Annotated in this window: 23 protein-coding genes and 1 tRNA gene; 15 read left to right on the top strand and 9 right to left on the bottom strand. The window is 55.9% G+C overall.

Annotated features, from left to right (window positions below):
* Window positions 1–18: 18 nt before the first annotated feature.
* The 3 genes from C6W92_RS06685 to dapF are packed head-to-tail and all read right to left on the bottom strand — an operon-like array spanning window position 19 to window position 2745.
* Window positions 19–639: an FMN-binding negative transcriptional regulator gene (locus C6W92_RS06685; protein ID WP_129432239.1), complete on the bottom strand. Its 621-nt coding sequence runs from the start codon at window positions 637–639 to the stop codon at window positions 19–21.
* Between the two features lie 13 nt (window positions 640–652).
* Window positions 653–1909 (bottom strand): tRNA (N(6)-L-threonylcarbamoyladenosine(37)-C(2))-methylthiotransferase MtaB, encoded by a 1257-nt coding sequence (gene mtaB / locus C6W92_RS06680; RefSeq protein ID WP_129432238.1) that lies wholly within the window; start codon window positions 1907–1909, stop codon window positions 653–655.
* Entirely contained in the window at window positions 1906–2745 is an 840-nt protein-coding gene (dapF, locus tag C6W92_RS06675) for a diaminopimelate epimerase (protein ID WP_129432237.1), read from the bottom strand. The genes mtaB and dapF overlap by 4 nt, the downstream gene beginning before the upstream one ends.
* Window positions 2746–2854: 109 nt before the next feature.
* On the opposite strand from dapF, the gene C6W92_RS06670 reads away from it, so the two are divergent.
* The 4 genes from C6W92_RS06670 (at window position 2855) to C6W92_RS06655 (ending at window position 6275) form a co-directional block, all read left to right on the top strand.
* A tRNA-Lys gene (locus C6W92_RS06670) sits at window positions 2855–2930 on the top strand.
* Window positions 2931–3510: 580 nt separating this feature from the next.
* Window positions 3511–4356 (top strand): macro domain-containing protein, encoded by an 846-nt coding sequence (locus C6W92_RS06665; protein ID WP_129432236.1) that lies wholly within the window; start codon window positions 3511–3513, stop codon window positions 4354–4356.
* A gap of 1 nt (window position 4357) precedes the next feature.
* Complete coding sequence (locus tag C6W92_RS06660; protein WP_129432235.1) at window positions 4358–4912, top strand: TIR domain-containing protein; 555 nt, start codon at window positions 4358–4360, stop codon at window positions 4910–4912.
* 22 nt (window positions 4913–4934) lie between these two features.
* Window positions 4935–6275, top strand: coding sequence for a hypothetical protein (locus C6W92_RS06655; protein ID WP_129432234.1), 1341 nt, complete (start codon window positions 4935–4937; stop codon window positions 6273–6275).
* Here the strand turns inward: C6W92_RS06655 and C6W92_RS06650 are convergent.
* Window positions 6272–7864 carry a recombinase family protein gene (locus C6W92_RS06650; protein ID WP_129432233.1) on the bottom strand — a complete coding sequence of 531 codons (1593 nt, stop codon included), beginning with the start codon at window positions 7862–7864 and terminating at the stop codon, window positions 6272–6274. The genes C6W92_RS06655 and C6W92_RS06650 overlap by 4 nt on opposite strands.
* Window positions 7861–8016, bottom strand: coding sequence for a hypothetical protein (locus tag C6W92_RS17625; RefSeq protein ID WP_164989184.1), 156 nt, complete (start codon window positions 8014–8016; stop codon window positions 7861–7863). The genes C6W92_RS06650 and C6W92_RS17625 overlap by 4 nt, the downstream gene beginning before the upstream one ends.
* A gap of 264 nt (window positions 8017–8280) precedes the next feature.
* Between C6W92_RS17625 and C6W92_RS17620 the strand changes: the two genes are divergently transcribed.
* The 3 genes from C6W92_RS17620 (at window position 8281) to C6W92_RS06635 (ending at window position 9747) form a co-directional block, all read left to right on the top strand.
* Window positions 8281–8673, top strand: coding sequence for a helix-turn-helix transcriptional regulator (locus tag C6W92_RS17620; protein ID WP_164989183.1), 393 nt, complete (start codon window positions 8281–8283; stop codon window positions 8671–8673).
* Between the two features lie 16 nt (window positions 8674–8689).
* Window positions 8690–9145 carry a hypothetical protein gene (locus C6W92_RS06640; RefSeq protein WP_129432231.1) on the top strand — a complete coding sequence of 152 codons (456 nt, stop codon included), beginning with the start codon at window positions 8690–8692 and terminating at the stop codon, window positions 9143–9145.
* 71 nt (window positions 9146–9216) lie between these two features.
* Window positions 9217–9747, top strand: coding sequence for a DUF3768 domain-containing protein (locus C6W92_RS06635; RefSeq protein WP_129432230.1), 531 nt, complete (start codon window positions 9217–9219; stop codon window positions 9745–9747).
* Window positions 9748–9751: 4 nt separating this feature from the next.
* Here the strand turns inward: C6W92_RS06635 and C6W92_RS06630 are convergent, their stop codons facing one another.
* A complete protein-coding gene (locus C6W92_RS06630; protein WP_129432229.1) occupies window positions 9752–10936 on the bottom strand; it encodes a DUF87 domain-containing protein in 1185 nt (394 codons plus the stop codon).
* Window positions 10937–11067: 131 nt separating this feature from the next.
* Here C6W92_RS06630 and C6W92_RS06625 point away from each other — a divergent pair, with 131 nt between their 5' ends.
* The 8 genes from C6W92_RS06625 (at window position 11068) to C6W92_RS17940 (ending at window position 18810) form a co-directional block, all read left to right on the top strand.
* On the top strand, window positions 11068–11619 hold the full coding sequence (locus tag C6W92_RS06625; RefSeq protein ID WP_129432228.1) for a hypothetical protein: 552 nt from the start codon (window positions 11068–11070) through the stop codon (window positions 11617–11619).
* Window positions 11620–11851: 232 nt separating this feature from the next.
* Window positions 11852–12169, top strand: a complete 318-nt coding sequence (locus tag C6W92_RS06620; protein WP_241691089.1) for a hypothetical protein — start codon at window positions 11852–11854, stop codon at window positions 12167–12169.
* A 38-nt stretch (window positions 12170–12207) separates the two neighbouring features.
* Window positions 12208–14244, top strand: a complete 2037-nt coding sequence (locus C6W92_RS06615; RefSeq protein WP_206735508.1) for an ATP-binding protein — start codon at window positions 12208–12210, stop codon at window positions 14242–14244.
* Between the two features lie 19 nt (window positions 14245–14263).
* Entirely contained in the window at window positions 14264–15157 is an 894-nt protein-coding gene (locus C6W92_RS06610) for a replication-relaxation family protein (protein WP_129432226.1), read from the top strand.
* Window positions 15158–15265: 108 nt separating this feature from the next.
* Window positions 15266–16501 carry a DNA (cytosine-5-)-methyltransferase gene (gene dcm, locus C6W92_RS06605; RefSeq protein WP_206735507.1) on the top strand — a complete coding sequence of 412 codons (1236 nt, stop codon included), beginning with the start codon at window positions 15266–15268 and terminating at the stop codon, window positions 16499–16501.
* Window positions 16494–16958 carry a very short patch repair endonuclease gene (locus tag C6W92_RS06600; RefSeq protein WP_129432224.1) on the top strand — a complete coding sequence of 155 codons (465 nt, stop codon included), beginning with the start codon at window positions 16494–16496 and terminating at the stop codon, window positions 16956–16958. Before dcm ends, C6W92_RS06600 begins: the two co-directional genes overlap by 8 nt.
* Window positions 16955–18175, top strand: coding sequence for a type II restriction endonuclease (locus tag C6W92_RS06595; protein ID WP_129432223.1), 1221 nt, complete (start codon window positions 16955–16957; stop codon window positions 18173–18175). Before C6W92_RS06600 ends, C6W92_RS06595 begins: the two co-directional genes overlap by 4 nt.
* Window positions 18176–18405: 230 nt before the next feature.
* A complete protein-coding gene (locus C6W92_RS17940; protein ID WP_241691088.1) occupies window positions 18406–18810 on the top strand; it encodes a hypothetical protein in 405 nt (134 codons plus the stop codon).
* Window positions 18811–19095: 285 nt separating this feature from the next.
* On the opposite strand, the gene C6W92_RS06585 is transcribed toward C6W92_RS17940, so the two are convergent.
* The 3 genes from C6W92_RS06585 to C6W92_RS06575 all read right to left on the bottom strand — a co-directional run.
* On the bottom strand, window positions 19096–19281 hold the full coding sequence (locus C6W92_RS06585; protein WP_129432308.1) for an AlpA family phage regulatory protein: 186 nt from the start codon (window positions 19279–19281) through the stop codon (window positions 19096–19098).
* 73 nt (window positions 19282–19354) lie between these two features.
* The gene (locus C6W92_RS06580) at window positions 19355–20467 is read right to left on the bottom strand and encodes a site-specific integrase (protein ID WP_129432221.1); all 1113 of its coding nucleotides are present in this window, start codon (window positions 20465–20467) and stop codon (window positions 19355–19357) included.
* Between the two features lie 204 nt (window positions 20468–20671).
* Window positions 20672–20843, bottom strand: a 172-nt coding sequence (locus tag C6W92_RS06575) for a transposase (protein ID WP_206735509.1), incomplete at its 5' end; no start/stop codon positions are given.

The raw sequence follows: 20843 nt of genomic DNA, 5'->3' as shown, positions 1-20843 counted from the left end.
TTGAACCGGGTGGCCGCCTCACGACGGGCGCGCGCGCATCAGCCGGGCGAGCGTTGCCACCTCCTGTCCCAGCCCTGCCGCCTCCAGCGGGTCGGCGGCGCGCAGGCGCACGTCGTCCGGCTTGTTCTGGCCCAGCTTCCAGGTGCCTGCGATCTCGTCGATTCGCATCTCGCAGGGCACGATCTGGCGCATCATCCGGTCAAGCACCTCTGGAGTCATCTTGTCCGCCCGCCATTCCGGCTTGGGCGCGAGCCGCGCCTCGAACTGCGCCGACTGCCGGTCGAGCAGGTCGCGCATCCGCTCCTGCGGCTGCAAGGTGATGTCGCCCACAAGGTGCACGGCGACATAGTTCCACGTGGGCACCTGATCGTCCACGCCATACCAATCGGGCGAGACATAGGAGTGTGGCCCCTGCACCGCGAGCCGGGCACGATGGGGTGTCGCGATAAGCCGCGCGATGGGGTTCGAGCGCACGAGATGGAACTCGGCCCGCGTGCCGTCCTCTGAAAGCAGAAACGGGATATGGCTGACGAGCGGCGCATCGTCGGTGGTCACGGCCAGGAGGCCAAAGCCCTGGTCGCGGGCAAAGGCGATGTTCAGGGCCGTGTCGGCCTTGCGAAAGGCAGGGTTGGGGTGCATCGCGACGTGGCTTTCAGGTGGCGGTGAGCTGCGTGCCGGTATGGCCGGTCACGGTGGCGGCGACGATCGCGCCCTCGGGGCGGTCGCTGTCGAAGGCAACCTCGGTGAATTGCTCGGTCCGGCCCATTCGGGGATGCTCCATTAGGACACGGTGCGCGCGTCCCTGTTGCGCGGCGAGATGTGTCGCCACGCGCGCCGCGCCCGCCGCGCGCAGCCGCGCCGCTCGCGCCTTGATCGTGGCACCATGAACCTGCGGCATCCGCGCAGCGGGGGTGCCGGGGCGCGGTGAATACGGGAACACGTGCAGCCAGGTGAGGTGACACTCCTCGACCAGCCGCAGGGAATTCTCGAATGCCGCCTCGGTCTCGGTCGGGAATCCGGCGATGATATCGGCGCCGAAGGTTATGTCGGGGCGCAGGCGGCGTGCCTCTTCGGCAAATCGGATCGCGTCATCGCGCAAGTGCCGCCGCTTCATCCGCTTCAGGATCAGATCGTCGCCATGTTGCAGGCTCAGGTGCAGATGCGGCATCAGGCGCGGCTCTGTGGCGATGGCCTGCATGAGGTTGTCGTCCACCTCGATCGAATCGATGGAGGAGATGCGGAGGCGCGGCAGGTCTGGCACCAGCTTCAGGATACGCATCACCAGATCGCCGAGCTTGGGCTGTACGGGCAGGTCCGCGCCCCAGCTTGTCAGGTCCACGCCGGTCAGCACCACCTCGTTATAGCCGGCGCCCACCAGCCGCTTGATCTGATCGACGACGACGCCCGCGGGCACAGAGCGCGAATTGCCCCGGCCGTAAGGGATGATGCAGAAGGTGCAGCGGTGATCGCAGCCGTTCTGCACCTGCACATAGGCGCGGGAACGGGTGCCGAAGCCGTCGATCAGGTGGCCCGCCGTCTCGGTCACCGACATGATGTCGTTGACCTGCACACGCTCGCTATCCCCGATGAAATCGGCGGCGAGGCGGCCCCAGGTATCGGGCTGCATTTTCTCGGTATTGCCGATGACGGCGTCGACCTCCGCCATCGCGGCAAAGGTTTCGGGCTCGGTCTGTGCGGCACAGCCGGTGACGATGAGACGGGCCCCCGGGTTCTCGCGGCGCAGGCGGCGGATTTCCTGCCGCGCCTTGCGCACGGCCTCGGACGTCACGGCGCAGGTATTGACGACGACGGCATTTTCCAGCCCCACCTGCCCGGCGAGGTCTTTCATCGCCTCGGTTTCGTAGGCGTTGAGGCGGCAGCCAAGGGTAGCAAAGCGCGGCGTGCTCATGACCGCCACGCGAGGAATGCGGGTGTCAGCACGCCGGAGGCGACATGCATCGTCTCGCCGGTCATCCACACGCCATCCTCGCGCCAGTCGATCTCGAGGCTGCCGCCGTCCAGTGTGATGCGCACCTTGCGCCCCGTCAGGCCGCGCCGCGCCGCCGCCACCGCCACGGCGCAGGACGACGAGCCGGAGGCCAGCGTAAGCCCCACGCCCCGCTCCCAGACCCGCACGCGGATATGGTCGGGGCCGAAGAGGCTCGCCACCTGCACATTGGTGCGCTCGGGGTAGAGGGGATGATGCTCATAGCGCGGGCCGAACCGGTCCAGCGGCACGGCCTCTGCATCCTCGACGAAAAAGGTGCAGTGCGGGTTGCCCATGCCGGTTGCCGTTGGCCCTCCCTCGATGGGCAGCTCCAGCGTTTCCATTGCCTCGGCGAGTGGGATGTCCTGCCAATCGAACTGCGGCTGTCCCATGTTGACCGAGGTGAGGCCGTCGCCTGCGTCCACCGCGCTCAGGCTGCCGTGCGCGGTGGTCAGGGTCAGCGCCGTCTTGCCGGTCTCGTCCATCAGGTGACGCGCGATGCAGCGGGTGGCGTTGCCACAGGCGGCAGAGGTCGAGCCGTCGGCATTGAAGAAGGTGAGATGCGCGTCGGCACCGCTCTCGCCCGCCGCGATCACCGCGAGCTGATCGAAGCCGATGCCGCGCCGCCGGTCGGCGATCGCGGCGACCAGCGCTGGCGACAGGACGATGGCGCGCGCGCGCGCGTCGAGCACGACGAAGTCGTTTCCCAGCCCGTGCATCTTCATGAAGGGCAGCCCGGTATCGCGCGCATCGTCCATGCGCGCGCATATACGCGTGCGGCGAGCGGATTTCCAGCACCGACCGCGCACGGGCCGCGTTTTCGGGGTTGACCCCCCGCGCACCTCTTTCTAGACACCGCGCTTGAGTGGGCCGTTAGCTCAGTTGGTAGAGCAACTGACTTTTAATCAGTGGGTCGCAGGTTCGAATCCTGCACGGCTCACCACTGAAATCAGACACTTAGACTAACTTGAAAATCACTCTAGGCTCGTTCTAGGCTCATCTTTCATGTCTAAGGTAGCGTCGTGTGATTCAGCCAGACCTCCCCTCACGCGACAGTAGATTCAGATCATCATGTGTACACAGGCTTGTAAGACCCCAAGCGCTCGCGTGACTTACAGGGCCAGTCGCGAGGATTTCGTGTGGGCAAGTCGATTTTGTGGAGCAAGAAACGAACCTGTCCGTCATGCTCCTCAAACGAATGCGTCACCTTACTAAACACCTGTTGTCCTTGGCTTCCGGCAGTGATTTACTTGATGGTCTTGCACCCTGTCTCAAGGGTAAGCTGGTAATGTAATCGACAAGGGTTCATTCTATTTTCATAGAATCGCGCGCCAGACCCACCCGAGATACGGGTTGGCATCTTTGACCAAAGGAGTAGAATTGGAACCATGAGCAAGAAGCAAGGTCGATCGGCGTTGCTCGCCGAGCGAGACACCCTAAAATACTGTCAGCAATCAGCATCCTGTAGGCGAATTGATACGTGATGATGTTCTTTAAGATGCAACCCACTCAGTAAAAGCTTAATGACTATTTATTCACTTCAATCACTTAACCATCTTGCCCAGTTCTTATTGATGGTGACCGGGGCAATTTTTCTAGGCGTCGAGTCGTACGAGGTGATTGGCAATCAGGACTTGAGCTTTCCTTGGTTTCTCTTTGTCATCTCATGCTTGATACTTTCTGTATTAATCTGGATCGTCCATGGTTTTTGGATCGACGGATATCTCAAAGGCTCAGTGACTATCAAAAGCAATGTGATCGATCCCCCGGTTTCCATTGAATTCGGTGACCTTCTTGAAAAAGAGGGCTGGAAGGCAATCGGAGGCAATGATTTCTTCGACAGCGAAGTGGATGAGATCATCATTTCATCAAATACGCTTCATGGAAGAGTGCTCCGAGACTACTGGCCGGGCGCGATAGATGATTGGGATCAAACTGTCGAGAATGAACTAGAGCAAATTCAGTCCTCAACGGAAGCAAGGCGACGAGGTAAAACACTCCGCTATCCTATTGGAACAACAGTGAGTACTATTGCCAGAAACGGATCTAAGTTCTTTTTTGTAGCTCTTGCAAAAACTGCAGTAGGCGACGGGACGACGAAGGCGAATGCCGAAGATATTATTTTGGCAGTACGTGGACTGCTCAAAAAGGCACGTGCACGCTGTTCGAATGAGCCACTTTATATTCCGTTACTAGGCTCGGGGTTGGCACGAACTGGAATGAAAGAGCACCTACTCCTACAGCTTATCCTTATTGGTATCGTTGAAGAGCTCAAGGTGGCAAAGGTCACGTCAAAAATCACGATCATTCTTCCCAAACACCTCCGGAACACAATTAATCTTGGTTCAATTAACACTCACTGGAAATAATATGGCGTATAGAAATGGAAATTATATAGCCTTTGACGGGTTGGGAGAGCTGGATCCTACGAAATCTGATTTTAAGTACTACTCCACAATCCAAGCATGGGCCTCGGGTAAAGGGTTAGATTTCAAGTACGTAAACAGTCACGACAAAACTTACGCTGTTCGCAATTCAAGCCTTCGCCCGACCCTTGAGACTAGAATCCGTGAGCGATTGGCAGCCTCAAAGAATGTAGTAGTTATTCTCAGTGACCGCACTCGAAGATCAGGCAGCATGCTTTCATATGAGATCGAAAAAGCTGTAGATCGGTATGAGCTACCGCTAATATGTGCATACACTAATTATTTCAAGGTAACTGCGCCTGAAGAGCTGAGCCATCGCTGGCCAGAAGCACTCGAACAACGCATCAATAATGGCACCGCAAAGGCTATACACATTCCGTTCAAGAAAAACGCATTGCTTGATGCAATTGGCCAATTTACTGTGCACGGGCACACTCTTACTAATGGCCTGAACTTCTATACGTTGGATGCACACCGTGAATTTGGCTGCCTAGAATAGCACTCAATGAGATACTTCAGATATGAATATTAACACCTGGTGGAGCTGGCTAAACGAAACATTTAACAACCGCGAGCTCGCTACTGGATTCTGGGTCTGTGGAGTTCTCCTTTATCTACTTCTTTACCACAAAACTCGAGAGCACCTCTCAAAGCTTTTCAAGGTGTTATTCCAGTGGAAGCTTTTATTGTTGTTTGGCTCTTTTGCACTGTATGTTGCAGGCTTGTGTTGGTTGCTGAATGGGCTATACCTGTGGAGTATTGACCAGCTCCCTCAGACACTAATTTGGTTCTTCTTTTCAGGAGCTGTGCTATTGGGGCGCTCCTTTAACACGAAGGAAGAAGATCGGTTTTTTAGAACGATGTTCTGGGACAGTTTCAGAATAATCGTGATATTCGAATTCGTGGTTGTCGCCTACTCTTTCAGCTTACCTGTTGAGTTGGTTCTCGTTCCGCTAACCGCTTTTCTCGGCATGCTTATAGCATATACAACGGTTTACTCTGAATATCGTCAGGTCAAAACGTTCTTGGAAATTGTCGCTGCATTGGTGGTCCTATTCTTTTTTTGGAATTCAGTGATTCTGATTTTTGAAAATCCAGAAGAATTCGTCACGACTGAAAATGGAAAGAATTTCCTTCTTCCAATCTTTCTCACAATTCTGAGTATCCCAATTATATACGTTTGGCATTGCTATTCACATATTGAGAACGCAAAAATTCGCATTCAGATGAAGACGTTTCAACCAAAAGATGTGAAGCGATACGCACAAAAGCGCTTCATTTTGACATTTATGGCTAGACCGTGGTTGCTCCATCGGGCCGTTCGACAATTCCACAATATTCCAGCGATGAGTAAGGAGGATGTCAATCAAATCGTCAGTGGCATTCTGGCATTCGAACGAGAAGCAGATAACCCTCCAGAAGTGGACCCGAGAGCAGGATGGAGTCCGCATGTAGCAAGAGATTTTCTGAAGGATCATGGTTTGAGGACTGGCGATTACCACGCTGACGGCTTCGGCGAAGGGTGGTTCGCCTCCTCAGACTACAAAGAGCTTGATGATGGCTTACTCCAAAGCAGAGCATCATTTTATCTTGAAGGTGACGCTGACACTGTCCGGCGACTAAAGCTCAAAGGTTTCTTCAATATAGACTTCTACAAAAAGGAAGCGCTGTCAGAACTGCGAGAGATTGCAATTGATTTGATCTCGATTGCCACAGGCGAGAAGGCTGAGGGCGTTCAAATGATACTCCCAGAAAATTTCGTCTTGGATGAGAATATTGAAGACACACGAGTGTTGGGTGGTGAGGAAAGGTTCCCGAATGGAACAGCCTTCGAGTATTACATTATCTTGGAAAGAGGTTAGGCTGCCTCAGTCCAAAACCAACCATCTTCATCATCGGGCATGCTTTTTGTGGGGTAATTTCTATTCGTCGGCTTCTCAATGAGTGGCTCAGGCACACCGGTATTCGCCTCTTCGGGCTTGGCTGGTATCTTCCCTGTTTTGAAAAGTTCGAGAAGTGTGTCGTTCTGGGTCACCAAAGGAGACAGTTCGGAAATTTCGCGACATTGAAGCCAGGAATTTGGCTCCAAAAAAGGCTCTTTCCCGATCACTGTCCGGTTCGAGAAACAATTCTCGACCATCCACCGTTTTTCGTGCTCGTTCGCCGAAATATGAAGCTCTGCAAGGTTTTTCATGAGTTCGAGGAACTTCTGCATCTCGGCTTCAGACAGCTGTAATTTCTCGGTGTGTTCAAGCTCCTCTTTCAATGCAGATAACTCAAGGCTCAATGTCCGACGCCGCGTCTGATGCTCTTCAGCGGTGATAACACCATCGACCAGAAGGTCGGTCAAGCGAATCAGTCGAGCTTCAGTTTCTGCTATACGAAGCTCTATTGATCGCACGTGCTGACCCTTGTCACCTTGCGCAGTCCATTTCCTCCATTCTGCCTCAAGTCGACTTGCATCCTCCTCGCTCATCCTCACACGGTGGAAGGCAGCAAGAATAGCGTCGTTCAGACGATCTTCGCGTACGGTAGTGGTCGGACAAGTCGGGTTCTGGCAACGGTAGTATACGTGGCCTTTCTGGCGTTCCGGTGACATCGGACCGTCACACAGGCCACACCTGAAGAGACCCCTGAAAAGATGATTGTGCCGCGTCACCTTCTTGCCTGCCTTTCCAGCTTTCACGTCCTGTACACGCTGGAACATGCTTGTGCTGATGATGGGTTCGTGTACCCCTTGATACAGCGCGCCTGTCTTCTTAATCGAAATGAGGCCAGTGTAAAAAGGGTTGGCGAGAACGCTCTCCACGCCGTGTAGGCTCAGGGGTTTTTCTGCATTATTGCGTAGACCGATTCGTTCAAGCTCGGCAGTCAGGGAGCGGAGCGAATACTGTCCTGTCGCGTAGAGCGAAAAGGCCTCTCTGATCAAAGGGGCCTTTTTCGGGCATGGCGTTTTGGGCTGTCCACGCCCGTTGTCCAAGTATCCGATCGGCGCTCGGAACGGGTACAGACCCTGCTTGAGCCTTCCTTTCAGGCCCTTGATCGTCTCTTCGCGCAGATTGTGGATGTAATCCTCGGCGATGACCGCCTGCAAGTTGGCCGCGAGACGCCCGCCACGGGATCGGAAGTCCAGACTTTCGGTGGCAAAGAAGATGTCGATCCCGAGGTTCGGCAGTTCGGAGACCAGGGCCCAGTCGCGCAGATTCCGGGCTGATCGGTCGATCTTGTGCATGATGAGACCCTGTGCCTTTCCCTTCTTCAGTTGCCTCAGCATCTGGCTAAATATCGGCCGACCGCTCTTGGCGGCGGTTTCCTTCTCTTCGAACCACTTCGCGACGGTAAGATTGTGCTGACTCGCAAAGACCGTGATGGCTTCCTTTTGTGCCTCGAGTGATACGCCCAGTCCCTGCTTCTGGGTAGACACCCGAATGTATCCAAAGCACGGCTTCATATATCGTCGCGATTATCTTTGGACTCTATCAGATCCACCGGATTTTGCGAATCTGGCGCGTCTCTCCAGGGCCAGGAACCATCCTTGAGCATCCGCAGGTAGATGCGCTTGCAGAGATCAAGATGCTGTTGAAGATTGTCGTCCTTTTTCATGGCAGAAGCATACGGTGTCGCTGCCATTCGCCAAGTCTCACGCACCATGCAAATCCGCATTACGGGTGGGTCTTGCAGGGATATGTAGCTCGGTTAGGATTTCCCCCAGACCATCCCGATGCTCAGGCACACCTCACCATCGGGCGGTCTCGGGATCGGAGGGGTTTCACCCCTCCGACAATCGACGGATATCCTCGAGACCGTCCCGATGGAGGAAGAGAACTGGTTGCCCGTGCAATGAAGGGATGTAGAGGATTCCTGTCGTTGCGTGCTGCCACGGCCAGATTACAAGCCTTAGTTCATTCGATCTTTATGCAAGATTTCTCGCAAAGCCTGATCGATGCCCGCCGGAAGTCGGGCCTCAGTCAGGCGGACTGCGCGCATCTTCTCGGGGTGTCGCAGAGCCATGTATCGCGCCTGGAGCTTGGACACGCTGCACCGAGTGTGCCCGATCTGTGTGGCGTGGCCATCATCTTTGGACGCACAATGGAGCTGTTGGTCGAACCGTTATTCAGAGACCGGGCCCGGTTGATTCGCCAACGCCTGTTCGATCTGCCGGAACCACGTTCCGGATGGCTTGGCCGGTTCGTTCGCAATAATGCGCTGCACAATCTGGAAGTGCGTGTCGAGCGGATAATTGATCACTATGGATGCTAGAGGGTGTGTTCTTGCCATGGCCGCAGCCAGCGGGCGTGTAGCGCATGTGCTCCTGAAAATGGGCACGGTTGTCGATCTCGGAATGTCCAGGAAAGCAAGTTCCGGCCCACCCGAAGCCCAAGCCTATGCGGCACAGCAGATCGAGAGTCTGAGGCCCGACTTGGTCATCACGGAAAAGGTTCTTTCCAGATCTAAAAAAGGCCCGAAGACCCGTGAGATAATCGCGGCCATCACATCTGTGGCGAACGTTGCCGATGTAATGAACGTGGAGATCGTGCGTTTGCATTCGTATTCTAACCGGTTTGAAGAAGCCAGGGATCTCGCGCGCAGGTACCCGGCCATGCGTCCCTACCTGCCAAAGGTCCGCAAACCATGGGAGGCGGAACCGAAGGTGCTTATCTATTTCGAAGCCCTTTCTCTCACCGAATCCGTGTTCGGCACTGCACCTGCCGATGACAGTGTGGTCGAATAGCACTTCGTCTCGCCCTTCGCGGGGTGCGCCCGAGATGGTCTCGGGCGGCCACCCGAACGGAGGAAAGCGAGATGTCCGAACACGGAAAATGTAGCCTTGATACTGTTGTTGACGTGCCGGTTTGCGCAAGTTGCGGATCGGAACGTGTTGTCACCGATGCCTGGGCCTGCTGGAACCGCCACGCCGGTGTCTGGGAGCTTGAAAACAGCTTCGATGATGCATACTGCCACGCGTGTGAAGGTGAAACCAGACTCCAATGGATTCGACCCGATGATCCGCCGAAGCGCCGTGTATGCGATCTGAACGACGCGTTCCGGAAAAGCGGCATGGGACGAGGTTCAATGCTGGCAACGGAAGGTATTTCCGCCTTTGGCCCGGATTTCGTGACAAAGGCGGTGAGTGCCGTCAGACGGTTCGAGGCCTTCACAGAAGACAACGATCCGTGGGGCGAGCATGATTTCGGCGCGATCGAACTGGATGGCCAGAAGATCTTCTGGAAAATCGATCCATACGACCTCGACCTGCAGGCATATTCGCCCAACCCGGCAGATCCTGCGGTGACGCACCGGGTTCTGACCATCATGTTGGCAAGCGAATACTGAGCTTTCACCGCCTTCTTTCGAAGGCGGTTTTTCCTGCCAGTAGTGTTTTCATCGAAAAAACCCGTGTTCGCTCACCATCGAGCATGATCCGCGTCAGGGCTCTGTAGTTGGGCTGATTGATCAGGTCGCTGAGCGTGACGTCTTCAAGCTGACGAAGAAAGACCGGCGCATCTTCAGCGCCTACCCGGAACACCATGAGGCTTCCCGCATTCCCCATTATTGCCGCGAACACGTCCGGATCAACCTGCGCAACGTGCTGGTGTACGAGCGTGAGACCGAGCCCGTACTTCCGCGTCTCCGGAAGTATGTCAGCTATCGCTGCTGTGGTGAAGGAATGGAACTCGTCGACGTGCAGCATGAAGGGGCGCCGCTTGATCTGCGGAATGCTCTGTCGACTCAGAGCCGCATTGACGATGCTTGATACGATGAGACCGCCAAGCACGTTCGCGGTATCTGCCCCCAATCTTCCCTTGCTGAGATTGACAATGAGGATCTGGCCATCGTCCATGATCCGTCGAAAACGTAGCGGCTCCTTGGGTGCACAGATTGCTTTCCGGACATTGGGGTGACTGAGGAATGCCCCGAGCTTATTGGCGATCGGTGCAACGCCATCGATTGCGGTCCTGTAGTTCATACGAGTGAACTCCTGCGTCCAGAAAAATCGCAGCTGAGGATCCGTGACCTGCGCCAGCATGTGCATCCGCACATCCTTATCGAGAAAGAGTCGCATGACGTCCCGTAGATCAGACCTCGGCTGATCCAGAAGGGTGAGCAGTGCGTGGCGCAACAAGTGCTCCATGCGAACACCCCATGCATCCGCCCATTGCTTCCGGAACGCATCGATCAGTCCTGACACCACTAGAGGCCGGTATTCTGCCGGAACATGTGTAAGCGGATTATACCCATATGTATTATCGGGGTCGGCTGGTGACCACACGATGGCATTTTCACCAAGGGTTTCAGAAAGACGCCCAGCCAGATCACCATGTGGGTCGATCAGGCAGAATCCGTATCCACACGCTGCATCCTGAAGCGCCAGATTGCCAAGAAGTGTCGATTTCCCTGTTCCGGTTTGCCCGACGACGTGAAGGTGCATCAACCGGTCAGCCAGCTTGATCCCGAAGAGTCTGTCCGCCGTACGGTCGTGTGCGAGGCCAAGTGCGCTGACTGTCTCTGCGATATGTCTCATCACAGAGATTTTCAGGGTCCGGGCTGATCGGCGCTAGACCCACCCGAACCTCATGTCCCCTCTCACGTCTCCAGTTTCTTGACTCCTGCAACCAAAAGTCGCAGCGTTTTTCGAAAAATGGGGACAATTGCATGCGAAGCTACGAAGTTGCGCGGAAGATATTTTCGTTCATGGAGTTTTGCGGCTGGTCGCTTGTCGTCATCGGTGGACTTATGGCGGTTAGCATGGCGGCAAGTGTCGGTGAATACGGAGGGGTCGGCGCGGCCGTCACTGCATTCCTGATTGGTGGTTCAATTGCAGCCGTCGGCCTGATTTTCGTCGGCTTTGTGCAGGCCGGGCGAGCAACGGTCGATACGGCCGAATACACTCAGCAGATGCTTCAGATCGCTCGTGACCAACTCGAGGTATCGCGACGCGGGCTGAAGGGCGCGAGTGATGCGCCACAAAGCTTCGCAGCTGCATCGTCCAGAGAAGAGCCTCCCGTATCATCGCCATATCGCAAGGCGGAGGCCGACACTCCAAACGAAAGCGAGGCTGAGCCGCAGGCAGCAGAAATTCCCGAGAACGCGACGATGTATAACGGTCATATGATAGAACAACGGGGCAATCGGTACTTTGTCGAGGGTGCCAGTTTCCTCACGCTCGGCAATGCAAAACGGCACGTCAAGAATCTGACGAAGTAGCGTGAGGCCAAGCGTGTTGACCCCCCCATACCGACCCCCAACCCCTATGTGTATCCGGTATGGGCATCGGGGGCGGAACATGGCGATGCGTAGCGGAACAGAATGCTAGGATCGGAACCCGTGACTTTATCACCGCCAGCTATTGATAAACCCGCCCTCCCGACCCTTCCATTCTGAATGAGGTTGAGCAATGCGGGTTTCGATTTCTCACCATACGGTCCGAAAGGGTCTGTTGTTCAAGACAACCTATTACGAGGTACACCTGACGGTCGCCTTTACCCATGAGGAAAAGCAGATCATACGGCAGAGGAATCTCCTGAAGACAAAGCTGGTGGACAGGCGACCGGCAACGGCCAGGGTGGATGACCGCGACGAGAAGTTCGAGCTCCGGGTTGAGCATCTGATGGATGGCCGAACCGACCGGTTTCTCTGCGCCAATCCCTCGAAAGCCAAGATCTACGAAGACAATCTGCTGGACATGCTGGCGCAGATGAAGCGCTGGCTCGACGACAATGCTGATACGGCGGATCGCACCGTGATCGAGTTCTGATGGCGAGGAATTCTTCAGACGACTATTTCGGCGTGGTTGTGGGTGCGCTCATTCTTGCCCTGATCCTGCTCATTGCCATTCTCGTCTCCTATGTCGCGCTGATCGCCATTCCGGCCTATGTCGGCTACCGCCTCTACATTGAGAACCCCAAACGTCTCGAACGCCTCGCCCGCGACGAAACCATGACGCTCTACCATCATGCGGTCGCGGGCTCCGTGCAACTCAAGGATGAGGAGATCGACGCGGGCCTTTCGAGCCACTGGCCGCCGGATGTGCCGTCGTCCCTGCGCGTGCAGCTGCTGCAGATCGGCCGGGCGCTTTTCGAGCAGGAAGGACTGATGCCGGAAATCCCGCCGCCGCCGGCCCTTTGCAACACCGTCGAGGGCGCCCGCTACCGGGACATGCTCGCCAAGGCCGGACAGGCGAAAAGCGACCGGGTGATGGTCATGTCGGCGCTGGAGATTATCTCGAAGGCGCTGGCGCCCGTTGCCGATGCGGTCCCGCCCGTCGAGGGCGATGTCCTGGTCGAGGTGACGCAGTTCACCCAGCCGCTCGGCCAGACCGTGCAGAACGTCATCGCCCCCTTCTTTCAGGAGAACGACTACCATCACTTCAAGGCGCTGCGTGAGCGGCTGGATGCCAATCTCGCCGCCACCCACCGCACCAACCCCATTCTTCCCATCGACTACAAGCACGACGACGTGGTCGAGACCTACCTTCGCGGCACGCACCTGAAAGACCTTTTCAGCCTGCGCACACCCTTTACCATTCCCGAGGAACGACGCTTCGAGCATACGCATATCGTCGCCGGCTCCGGCCACGGAAAAACCCAGACGCTGCAGTATTTCATCTCCAAGGATCTCGAAGAAGTCGAACGCGGCGACAAGACCGTGGTGGTGATCGACAGCCAGGGCGACCTGATCGACACGATCCTGCACGCGAAGACCGTGCCGCCCGAGAAGATCGTGCTGATCGATCCCGAAGATATCGGCTGGCCGGTCTGTCTTAATCTCTTCTCCGTCGGCCAGGACCGGCTGGAGAGCTACGACCCGCTCGAGCGCGAGCGGCTCACCAACTCGATCATCGAACTCTATGACTTCGTGCTGGGCTCGCTGCTCTCGGCTGGCATGACGGCCAAACAGTCTGTGGTCTTCCGCTACGTGACGCGGCTCATGTTCCATATCCCCGATGCCACGATCCACACGCTGCGCGAGCTGATGGAGCCGGGCGGGGTCGAGACATACCGCGCGTACATCGACCAGCTCTCCGGCACGCCGCGGCGGTTTTTCGAGACCGAATTCGACAGCAAGGAGTTCGCCAACACCAAAACGCAGGTGCTGCGCCGCCTCTATGGGGTGCTGGAAAACCAGACATTCGAGCGGATGTTCTCGCACCCAGAGAGCAAGTTCGACATGTTCTCGGAGATGAATGCGGGCAAGCTCATCCTGATCAACACCTCGAAGAGCTTGCTGAAGGAACAGGGCACGGAAATTTTCGGCCGCTTCTTCATTGCGCTCATTGCCCAGGCGGCGCAGGAACGCGCCACATTGCCCTCCTGGGACCGTCTGCCGGTTATGGTCTATGTCGACGAGGCGCAGGACTACTTCGACCGGAACATCGGCATCATCCTCAGCCAGGCCCGCAAATACCGGGTCGGCATGGTGATGGCGCACCAGTATCTCGGCCAGCTCTCAAGCGGATTGCAGGAGGCCTTCGAGGCCAATACCTCGATCAAGCTCGCGGGCGGTGTCTCGGCGCGGGATGCCCGAGCGCTGGCCGGGCAGATGAATGCCAACCCGGAACTCATCCAGAGCCAGCCCAAGGGCACGTTTGCCACCTTCATTCGCGGCCTGACCGAACGCGCCGTGCCGATCGGCTTTCCGTTCTTCGTTCTGGAAAAGCTGCCGAAAGCCACAAAAGATGAGATCGAGGCCATAAGGCAACAGTGCCGGGAAACCTATGCGGAACCCTGGCAGACCACGGTCGAGCATAGCGACACATCCGAAGACGACGCGCCGGAGACGCCGGAAGAAAACGACCCCGACGACCCGCTCAAACCTTCGCCGGAGCTCTGAGGAAGTCTATCCTGGCCGCATGACGCAACCGCAGACAGACAGCCTGGGCCGGGCCACCTTCCACCACATCGCGCCGCAATCGCATGTGCGGCCCACCGAGCGTGAAATCCGTTGGCTCAAGCACATCGAACGCCACGGCCCGCAAAGTTCGCAGTACCTCTACGAGCTTACCCACGACACGCACCGCTGCAGGGATACAGCGCTCAGGCAGATGCAGAAACTCCGCGCGGGAGGGTATCTCGCGCTACCGCGCCAGCAACGCGCGACCGAGCGCGCGGAGTTCAACCCGTATATCTACGACCTCACGAAAAAGGCGAAGGATCATCTTCGGGACCTTGGCCTCGATGAGCCGACGGTTCGCCCGACCGGGCACTGGTGGCACGGCTACACAGTGTCTTGTGTGACCGGGTCGATCGACATCGCTGCTGCCCGCGCCGGTGTGCGCTACATCCCGGCGCATGAAATCCTGGCCCGGACCGGGGCCGATCTCGCAATCCCCGTGGCGCGCACAAGACTGATACCGGACCAGCTCTTTGCGCTGGATTACGGCGGCAGCTTCCGGGCGTTTGCTCTGGAGGTTGATCGGGGTACCGAACCGAAATCAAGCGCTCAGCGTCGCAAGAGTTACCAGAGAAACATTGAACACTATCGTCGGGTGCTTGCAGATGGCCTGCACCGGTCACATTACGGAATTCGAGCGAACTTGCTGGTTCTGTTTGTTTTCTCGCGCCATACGGACGAGAGACGTTTTCTCGAGCTACTGGCAATGGAACCTGATGGAAGCGACCGGGTGTTCCTGACGCAAACCCTGCCAGGCAATGGTGGCACCGGCCGCCACTACAATCTTTTGGAAAGCCCATTCTGCGAACCATGGAACGGCGTTGCTCGTGACCCGATCGCAATCTCGGAATAATGAAAGACTCGAAGCAAAGCGCACGGAACAAATTATGAACAGTTGGCTATGGACACCACTGTGAGCTCATGACAATATGTCAAAAAGTAACCCAGATAAAGAATGAGCATGTCCCTACAATCCGAATTCTCGCAGATCCGCGAACAGGCTGGTCTCGATATCGAAGAGGTCGCCAGCCTCCTTGAGGTTCATCCGCGAACTGTTCGCCGCTACGAGGACGGAACGACCCAACCCCGGCCGATATACCTGCGGCGATTGCGGGAACTCCTTGAGGCAAAAAACATCCGTTCTGGACAGGCAGGAAAATTTCGCTTTGTCGACCTTTTCGCAGGAATCGGTGGCCTCAGGCTGGCGATGGAAGCGGCTGGCGGGCGTTGTGTCTTCACGTCCGAGTGGGACGCCGCGTGTCGAAAGACCTATGCCGCAAATTTCCGCTGCGATCACGAGATTGCCGGAGACATACGGGAATACTCCGAGAAGCCCGAAATCGTTCCCGAGCATGATGTTCTTGTCGGCGGGTTCCCATGCCAACCGTTTTCCATAGCGGGCGTATCAAAGCTCAACTCGCTGATGCGGGATCATGGATTCCGGTATGCTGCGCAGGGCACGCTCTTCTTTGATGTGGCCTTGCTCATCGAGCATCATCGTCCAGCTGCGTTCCTGCTTGAGAACGTCAAGAACCTTGAGCGACATGACCGAGGTAAAACGTTCCAGGTGATCATGAAGACGCTGCGCGAGGAGCTGGGGTACCATGTGGAATTCAGGGTGGTTAATTCACAAAGCTGGGTTCCCCAGAAACGCGAACGGATATTCATTGTGGGCTTCCGCGAAGACGTCGGATTCTCGTTCGATGGTCTTACTGTTCCTGATCCGGATGCGGGGCCAAGGTTAGGTTCGATCCTCGAGGATCCTGCTTCGGTTGATCCTAAGTACACACTGTCGCCGAAGCTTTGGAAATACCTGCAGGACTACAAGAAAAAGCATCGCGCAGCCGGAAACGGATTTGGTTACGATGTTTTCGGGCCGGAAGACGTCACGCGTACGCTATCAGCACGCTACTACAAGGACGGATCGGAAATTCTGGTCGACCGGGGGGCTCGCAAGCGCCCGAGAAGACTGACACCAAGGGAATGCGCACGTCTCATGGGATTTGAGCGTGATGGCCGCCCTGAATGGCAAATACCGGTATCGGATACGCAGGCGTACAAACAGTTCGGCAATGCGGTAGTGGTCCAGGCGGCTGAGGCCGTAGCATTGCATATGAAACCGTTCATTCATCGGGCGATGAACCTCGACCAACCGGACCTTCTCGAGGACGTCCCCCCTATTTCTGCAAATGGCTGATATTGTCGGGCCAGAGACGCGCAGCCGGATGATGTCGGCTATCCGTGGGCGCGATACTCGACCTGAACTCTTTTTGCGAAAGAACCTGCACAAGAGGGGCTTCCGTTACCGCTTGCAGGCGCGTGATCTGCCCGGCAGGCCCGACCTTGTTTTTCCGCGCTACAAGGCCGTGCTTTTTGCACATGGTTGTTTCTGGCACATGCATGACTGCCGCCTTTTCAAATGGCCTCGTACGAGGCGGGAGTTCTGGAGATCGAAACTTGAAGCCAACCGTTCTCGAGATGAACGAAACCTTGCCGCTCTGGCACATGCCAGCTGGAGGATAGGAGTGGTGTGGGAATGCTCGCTCAAGGGGCCAGCGCGTCGTGATCCTGAAGAGATTATCGACCAGTGTGCTGAATGGTTGTATTCGGATCGTGACAGTCTCGAAGTCGCAGGATACAATTGTCAGAAATGAATTTCGGTTATCTTTCCAATTACTTTCAGGGTGTTGCAGCAAAAAGGCTGCGCCCGGTCGAGATCAGGCCAGACACATCAAACCAGCATGAACTGAATGGCTCAGGTCCCCTGAGGGCTCTACTTGGTGAGGAAGAATTCACGCGCCGTCCGGCTGCATTCATCTGGCTGGGTGACGAGAACGCCGGGTTTTCGGAAACAGGCTGGCTGAGCTGGTACGATGCGCGGAAGAACCAGCCCCACCGCTCAGCAGAGTGGAGACTTTATTATCCACACAGCGCAGTTCTCGAGATGGCCGAGCCGGGCGATCTGCTTATTATCGCGCGTCAGCGTTCGGGTGAACTTCTCATTGTCGTCGTTCCGCAACAGACGACCCTGGAGAACCAGCTGATCTGGTTGTTTGCACTGGATGCCAGCCTCGGAGAAATGTTCGAGCTCGAGCGGTTCGGCGATGATAACGATCGTGAGCTGGATTTTGCTGCAAGGTACATTCTCGATGAGCTCGGTATCGAGGTTGAGGAGCCTGATGCCGATCGGCTGGATGGGCTGCTTGAGCGATTTGGCGATAGCTTTCCTACGACGCGCGAATTTTCGGGCTTCGCCCGAGACACGCTTGACGGCTGTGACCCGATAGCGGATCCCGATGAGGCACTCTTGTCATGGATGAGCCATGAGGAAGCACTTTTCCGACGCCTTGAGAGAAAAATTGTCTCTGATCGTCTCACAACCGGATTTTCCGGAGAAGGCTCAGTTGACGTGGATGGGTTTCTCAAATTCTCTCTGAGTGTCCAGAACCGTCGGAAGTCGAGGGTTGGCTATGCACTCGAAAACCATCTTGAAGCAATTCTTGTCGCACATGGTATCGAGTATCAGCGAGGTGCCGAGACGGAGCACAGGGCAAAGCCTGATTTTCTGTTTCCCGGAGCGGCGCAGTATCATGATGCCGCCTTCCCGGTTGAGAGTCTGGCAATGCTCGGGGCGAAATCGACCTGCAAGGATCGCTGGCGGCAGGTTCTGTCTGAGGCTGCACGAATACCTACGAAGCATCTGCTGACGCTCGAACCTGGAATATCCGGCAATCAGACCGAGGAGATGATCGCCAATAATGTCCAGTTGATCCTGCCCGAACGCATACATGAGAGCTATACCGAGACTCAACAGTCGTGGCTGATGAACCTTTCTACTTTCGTAGAGAAGGTGCGCAGCATGCAGAACTGATTGGTACTTGTTGAGTCGTATCGCTGGAGTGAACCACACTGCTTTCGCAACTATGGGAGCAGGTCAATTCAGGGCATACCGTCCGAAGGTTTTATGTGAGATTTCAGTTCCTCGAGGGAAAGGCACACATCACGGTTGCGGTGAACCATACGATGGCAGTTTGCACAGAGCACAACAAGGTCAGTTTCCGGATTAGTATCTGACTTTCCCCTTTGCGTCAGGGGTACGACGTGGTGAACCTCTACAAAGCCTTTGCCAAGGGCTCCATACCGGTCTTCGAAATTGAACTTGCACGCCATGCAATCGAGACCGTGAAGCGCGATAGCATCATCTCGCAATTTGGGATCCCGCTCCTGGCGAACCGAAACGTATACTTTCTTACCACCTTCGGTTCTTGCCTGTGGATTATGAACAGCGCCTTCTGTGGCAGCCGGCAAGCCGGCCACGAGTCCAAGAACAAAACTTTCAAGCTCGTCGTCCGACCGTGTCCTCCATTCGTCGTGAACACGCTGAAAGCTGGCGCTCAGTGGAGGTTGGTCACCATCCCGATTGACCCACCCGATCCGGCCATTGTCGAAGAGAGTGTCAAATACATCACGTGCATTCTTCATGCTGTTACTGAAGGACCGTGGTGACCGACCATCCCCCATCGCATCATAAAATCTGTAATACGCATCTTTCCAGGTTTCTACGCCAAGAGCTGCAGGAGGCGAGGCCACTTGAGCTCCTTGCTGAACACCACACCGGGACAACCAGTAGCTGGCAATCAACATGGGGTATGTGCGTTTGACCGGGTGTTCTGATCTTTTCATGTCATTAAAAATCGTAGCGCCTTGGCAGTCTGAGCTCCAGCTCCGTAGCAATTCGGGTGACCGGGCTGTGCACGCCCGGTCACCCGTGCTCCCGTAGCGGGAGCGTCGTCAGGTGCTTTCGCGTTCATCCAGCCGGGACTGAAGCCTGTCCAGCACCTCATCCTCTATCCATCCCACTCTGTTAGGGCCCAGCTGTACCCTTTTCGGGAATTGGCCTGCCTTCTCCAGACGTGAAATGTGTTGGGGTGAGTACAAGACCAACTCCTTCAGCTGGCGTTTTGAAAGTATCCTCATCACGATGTCTCCATAGCTGAAGAGCATCGCGATGCTCAGGGTTACGACTATGCCCCGAGGAGATCGAAGGATATCAGGACTCGAGCATTTTGGATAGATGCGCCTCGTAGGCATGAAGCGCCGTACGCATCTCTTCCTGGTAGGAGTGACGGTTATATACGGCCGCGACCCCACTGATGGTGCCGGAAGCATGGTTCAGGATTCTCTCGGTTACATGGATCGGAGTACCAATCCTTGCCATCAGACTGCTGAAAGTTCGACGTAGATCGTGGAGCGTGTATGGCTGTACATCGATTTCCTTGTCGAAGTTTCTTTTTGCTCTTGAGAAACCATTGAAAGGCTTCGCGTCGTCCAGTCGTGACGGAAACAGCAAATCTGATGTCTCGGGCAGGCTTTCCACAAGCGAAATTCCTTTCGGCCCCAATGGAATTGAATGTTCACGATTGTTTTTTACGTACTCCGATGGAAAAGTGATCGTGTCTCCGGCAATCCAGCTTCTTCTCAAGTTGGTAATCTCATTCCGACGCTGACCGGTCAGGATAAGTAGCTGAACGATTGCTCCGAAGGGGTATCCATATCCGCCGGCGCGATGCCAGACGCTGCGCAACTCGTCATCCCGGAGTATTCGGTTTCGTTCTGCAGACGGGAAGGTCAAGGGCGGGACCGGTGAAGCATCGATATATCCGCGCTTCCAGCACCAGTTCATCATTGTCCTGATCGCAACGAATGCATGCTTCTGTTCAGCAGGCGTGGACTTCAGCCTGTCCAGTATCTGAACCAGTTTGTGGCGGTTGATCTCGGAAAGAGGCAGGTCGAACGCGAAGTGTTTGTGTAGCAATCGACGATATTCTTCGACTGTCCGCGGCTTGTTCCGCCGTTCACTATCGGCAAGAAAGAGGCGTCTGGCATCGTCGAACTTCAGTTTTGGCCGCACATGCTCTCGCGGGCTTTCCAGTGCAAATTCGGCCTGGAGGCTCTTAGCACGAGCGCGGGCTTCTGCAAGCGACATGTCAGGATACCGGCCGAGTGATTTGCGGCGCCTCTGAGGGCCATAGAGGACGACAAATGTCTTTGTACCTCCCTGCGAAACACGTACACCGAACCCACGCAAAGCATCGTCGTAGTATGTCTTCTGCCCTTTCGACGGGGGCTTCAGACGTTTTATCTTTGCGTCTGTTAGGCTCATTTTAGGCTCACATTTCACAGGCGTTTGGGCGGAAAGCAGTGTGGTGCTATGTTCAGAGTATTTCCTATAACTTATAGAATATCAATGATAAAATTTCCACCATGTTATGACATGCGCAGCTTGTCCTTCAAACTTTTAATCAGTGGGTCGCAGGTTCGAATCCTGCACGGCTCACCACTGAAATCAAGGACTTATACTGAACGACTACCGGCTGGCGCCGGTAGGATCAGCGATGTGCTGTTCCAGGTGCTGAAGTACGATGTCTTCGGTGATGGCACCGTTAGTGGTTGAAAAGTACCCTCGCCCCCAAAACCGGCAGCCCCAGTAGCGCTTTCGGATGGCTGGAAACTCCCGTTGCACCTTGTGGGACGAACGG

Origin of the sequence: Roseovarius sp. A46 (genome assembly GCF_004126395.1) — a bacterium.
GTDB lineage: Bacteria > Pseudomonadota > Alphaproteobacteria > Rhodobacterales > Rhodobacteraceae > Roseovarius > Roseovarius nitratireducens.
The sequence above is the reverse complement of the archived record's forward strand: the minus strand, read 5'-3'. Positions and strand labels throughout refer to the sequence as shown.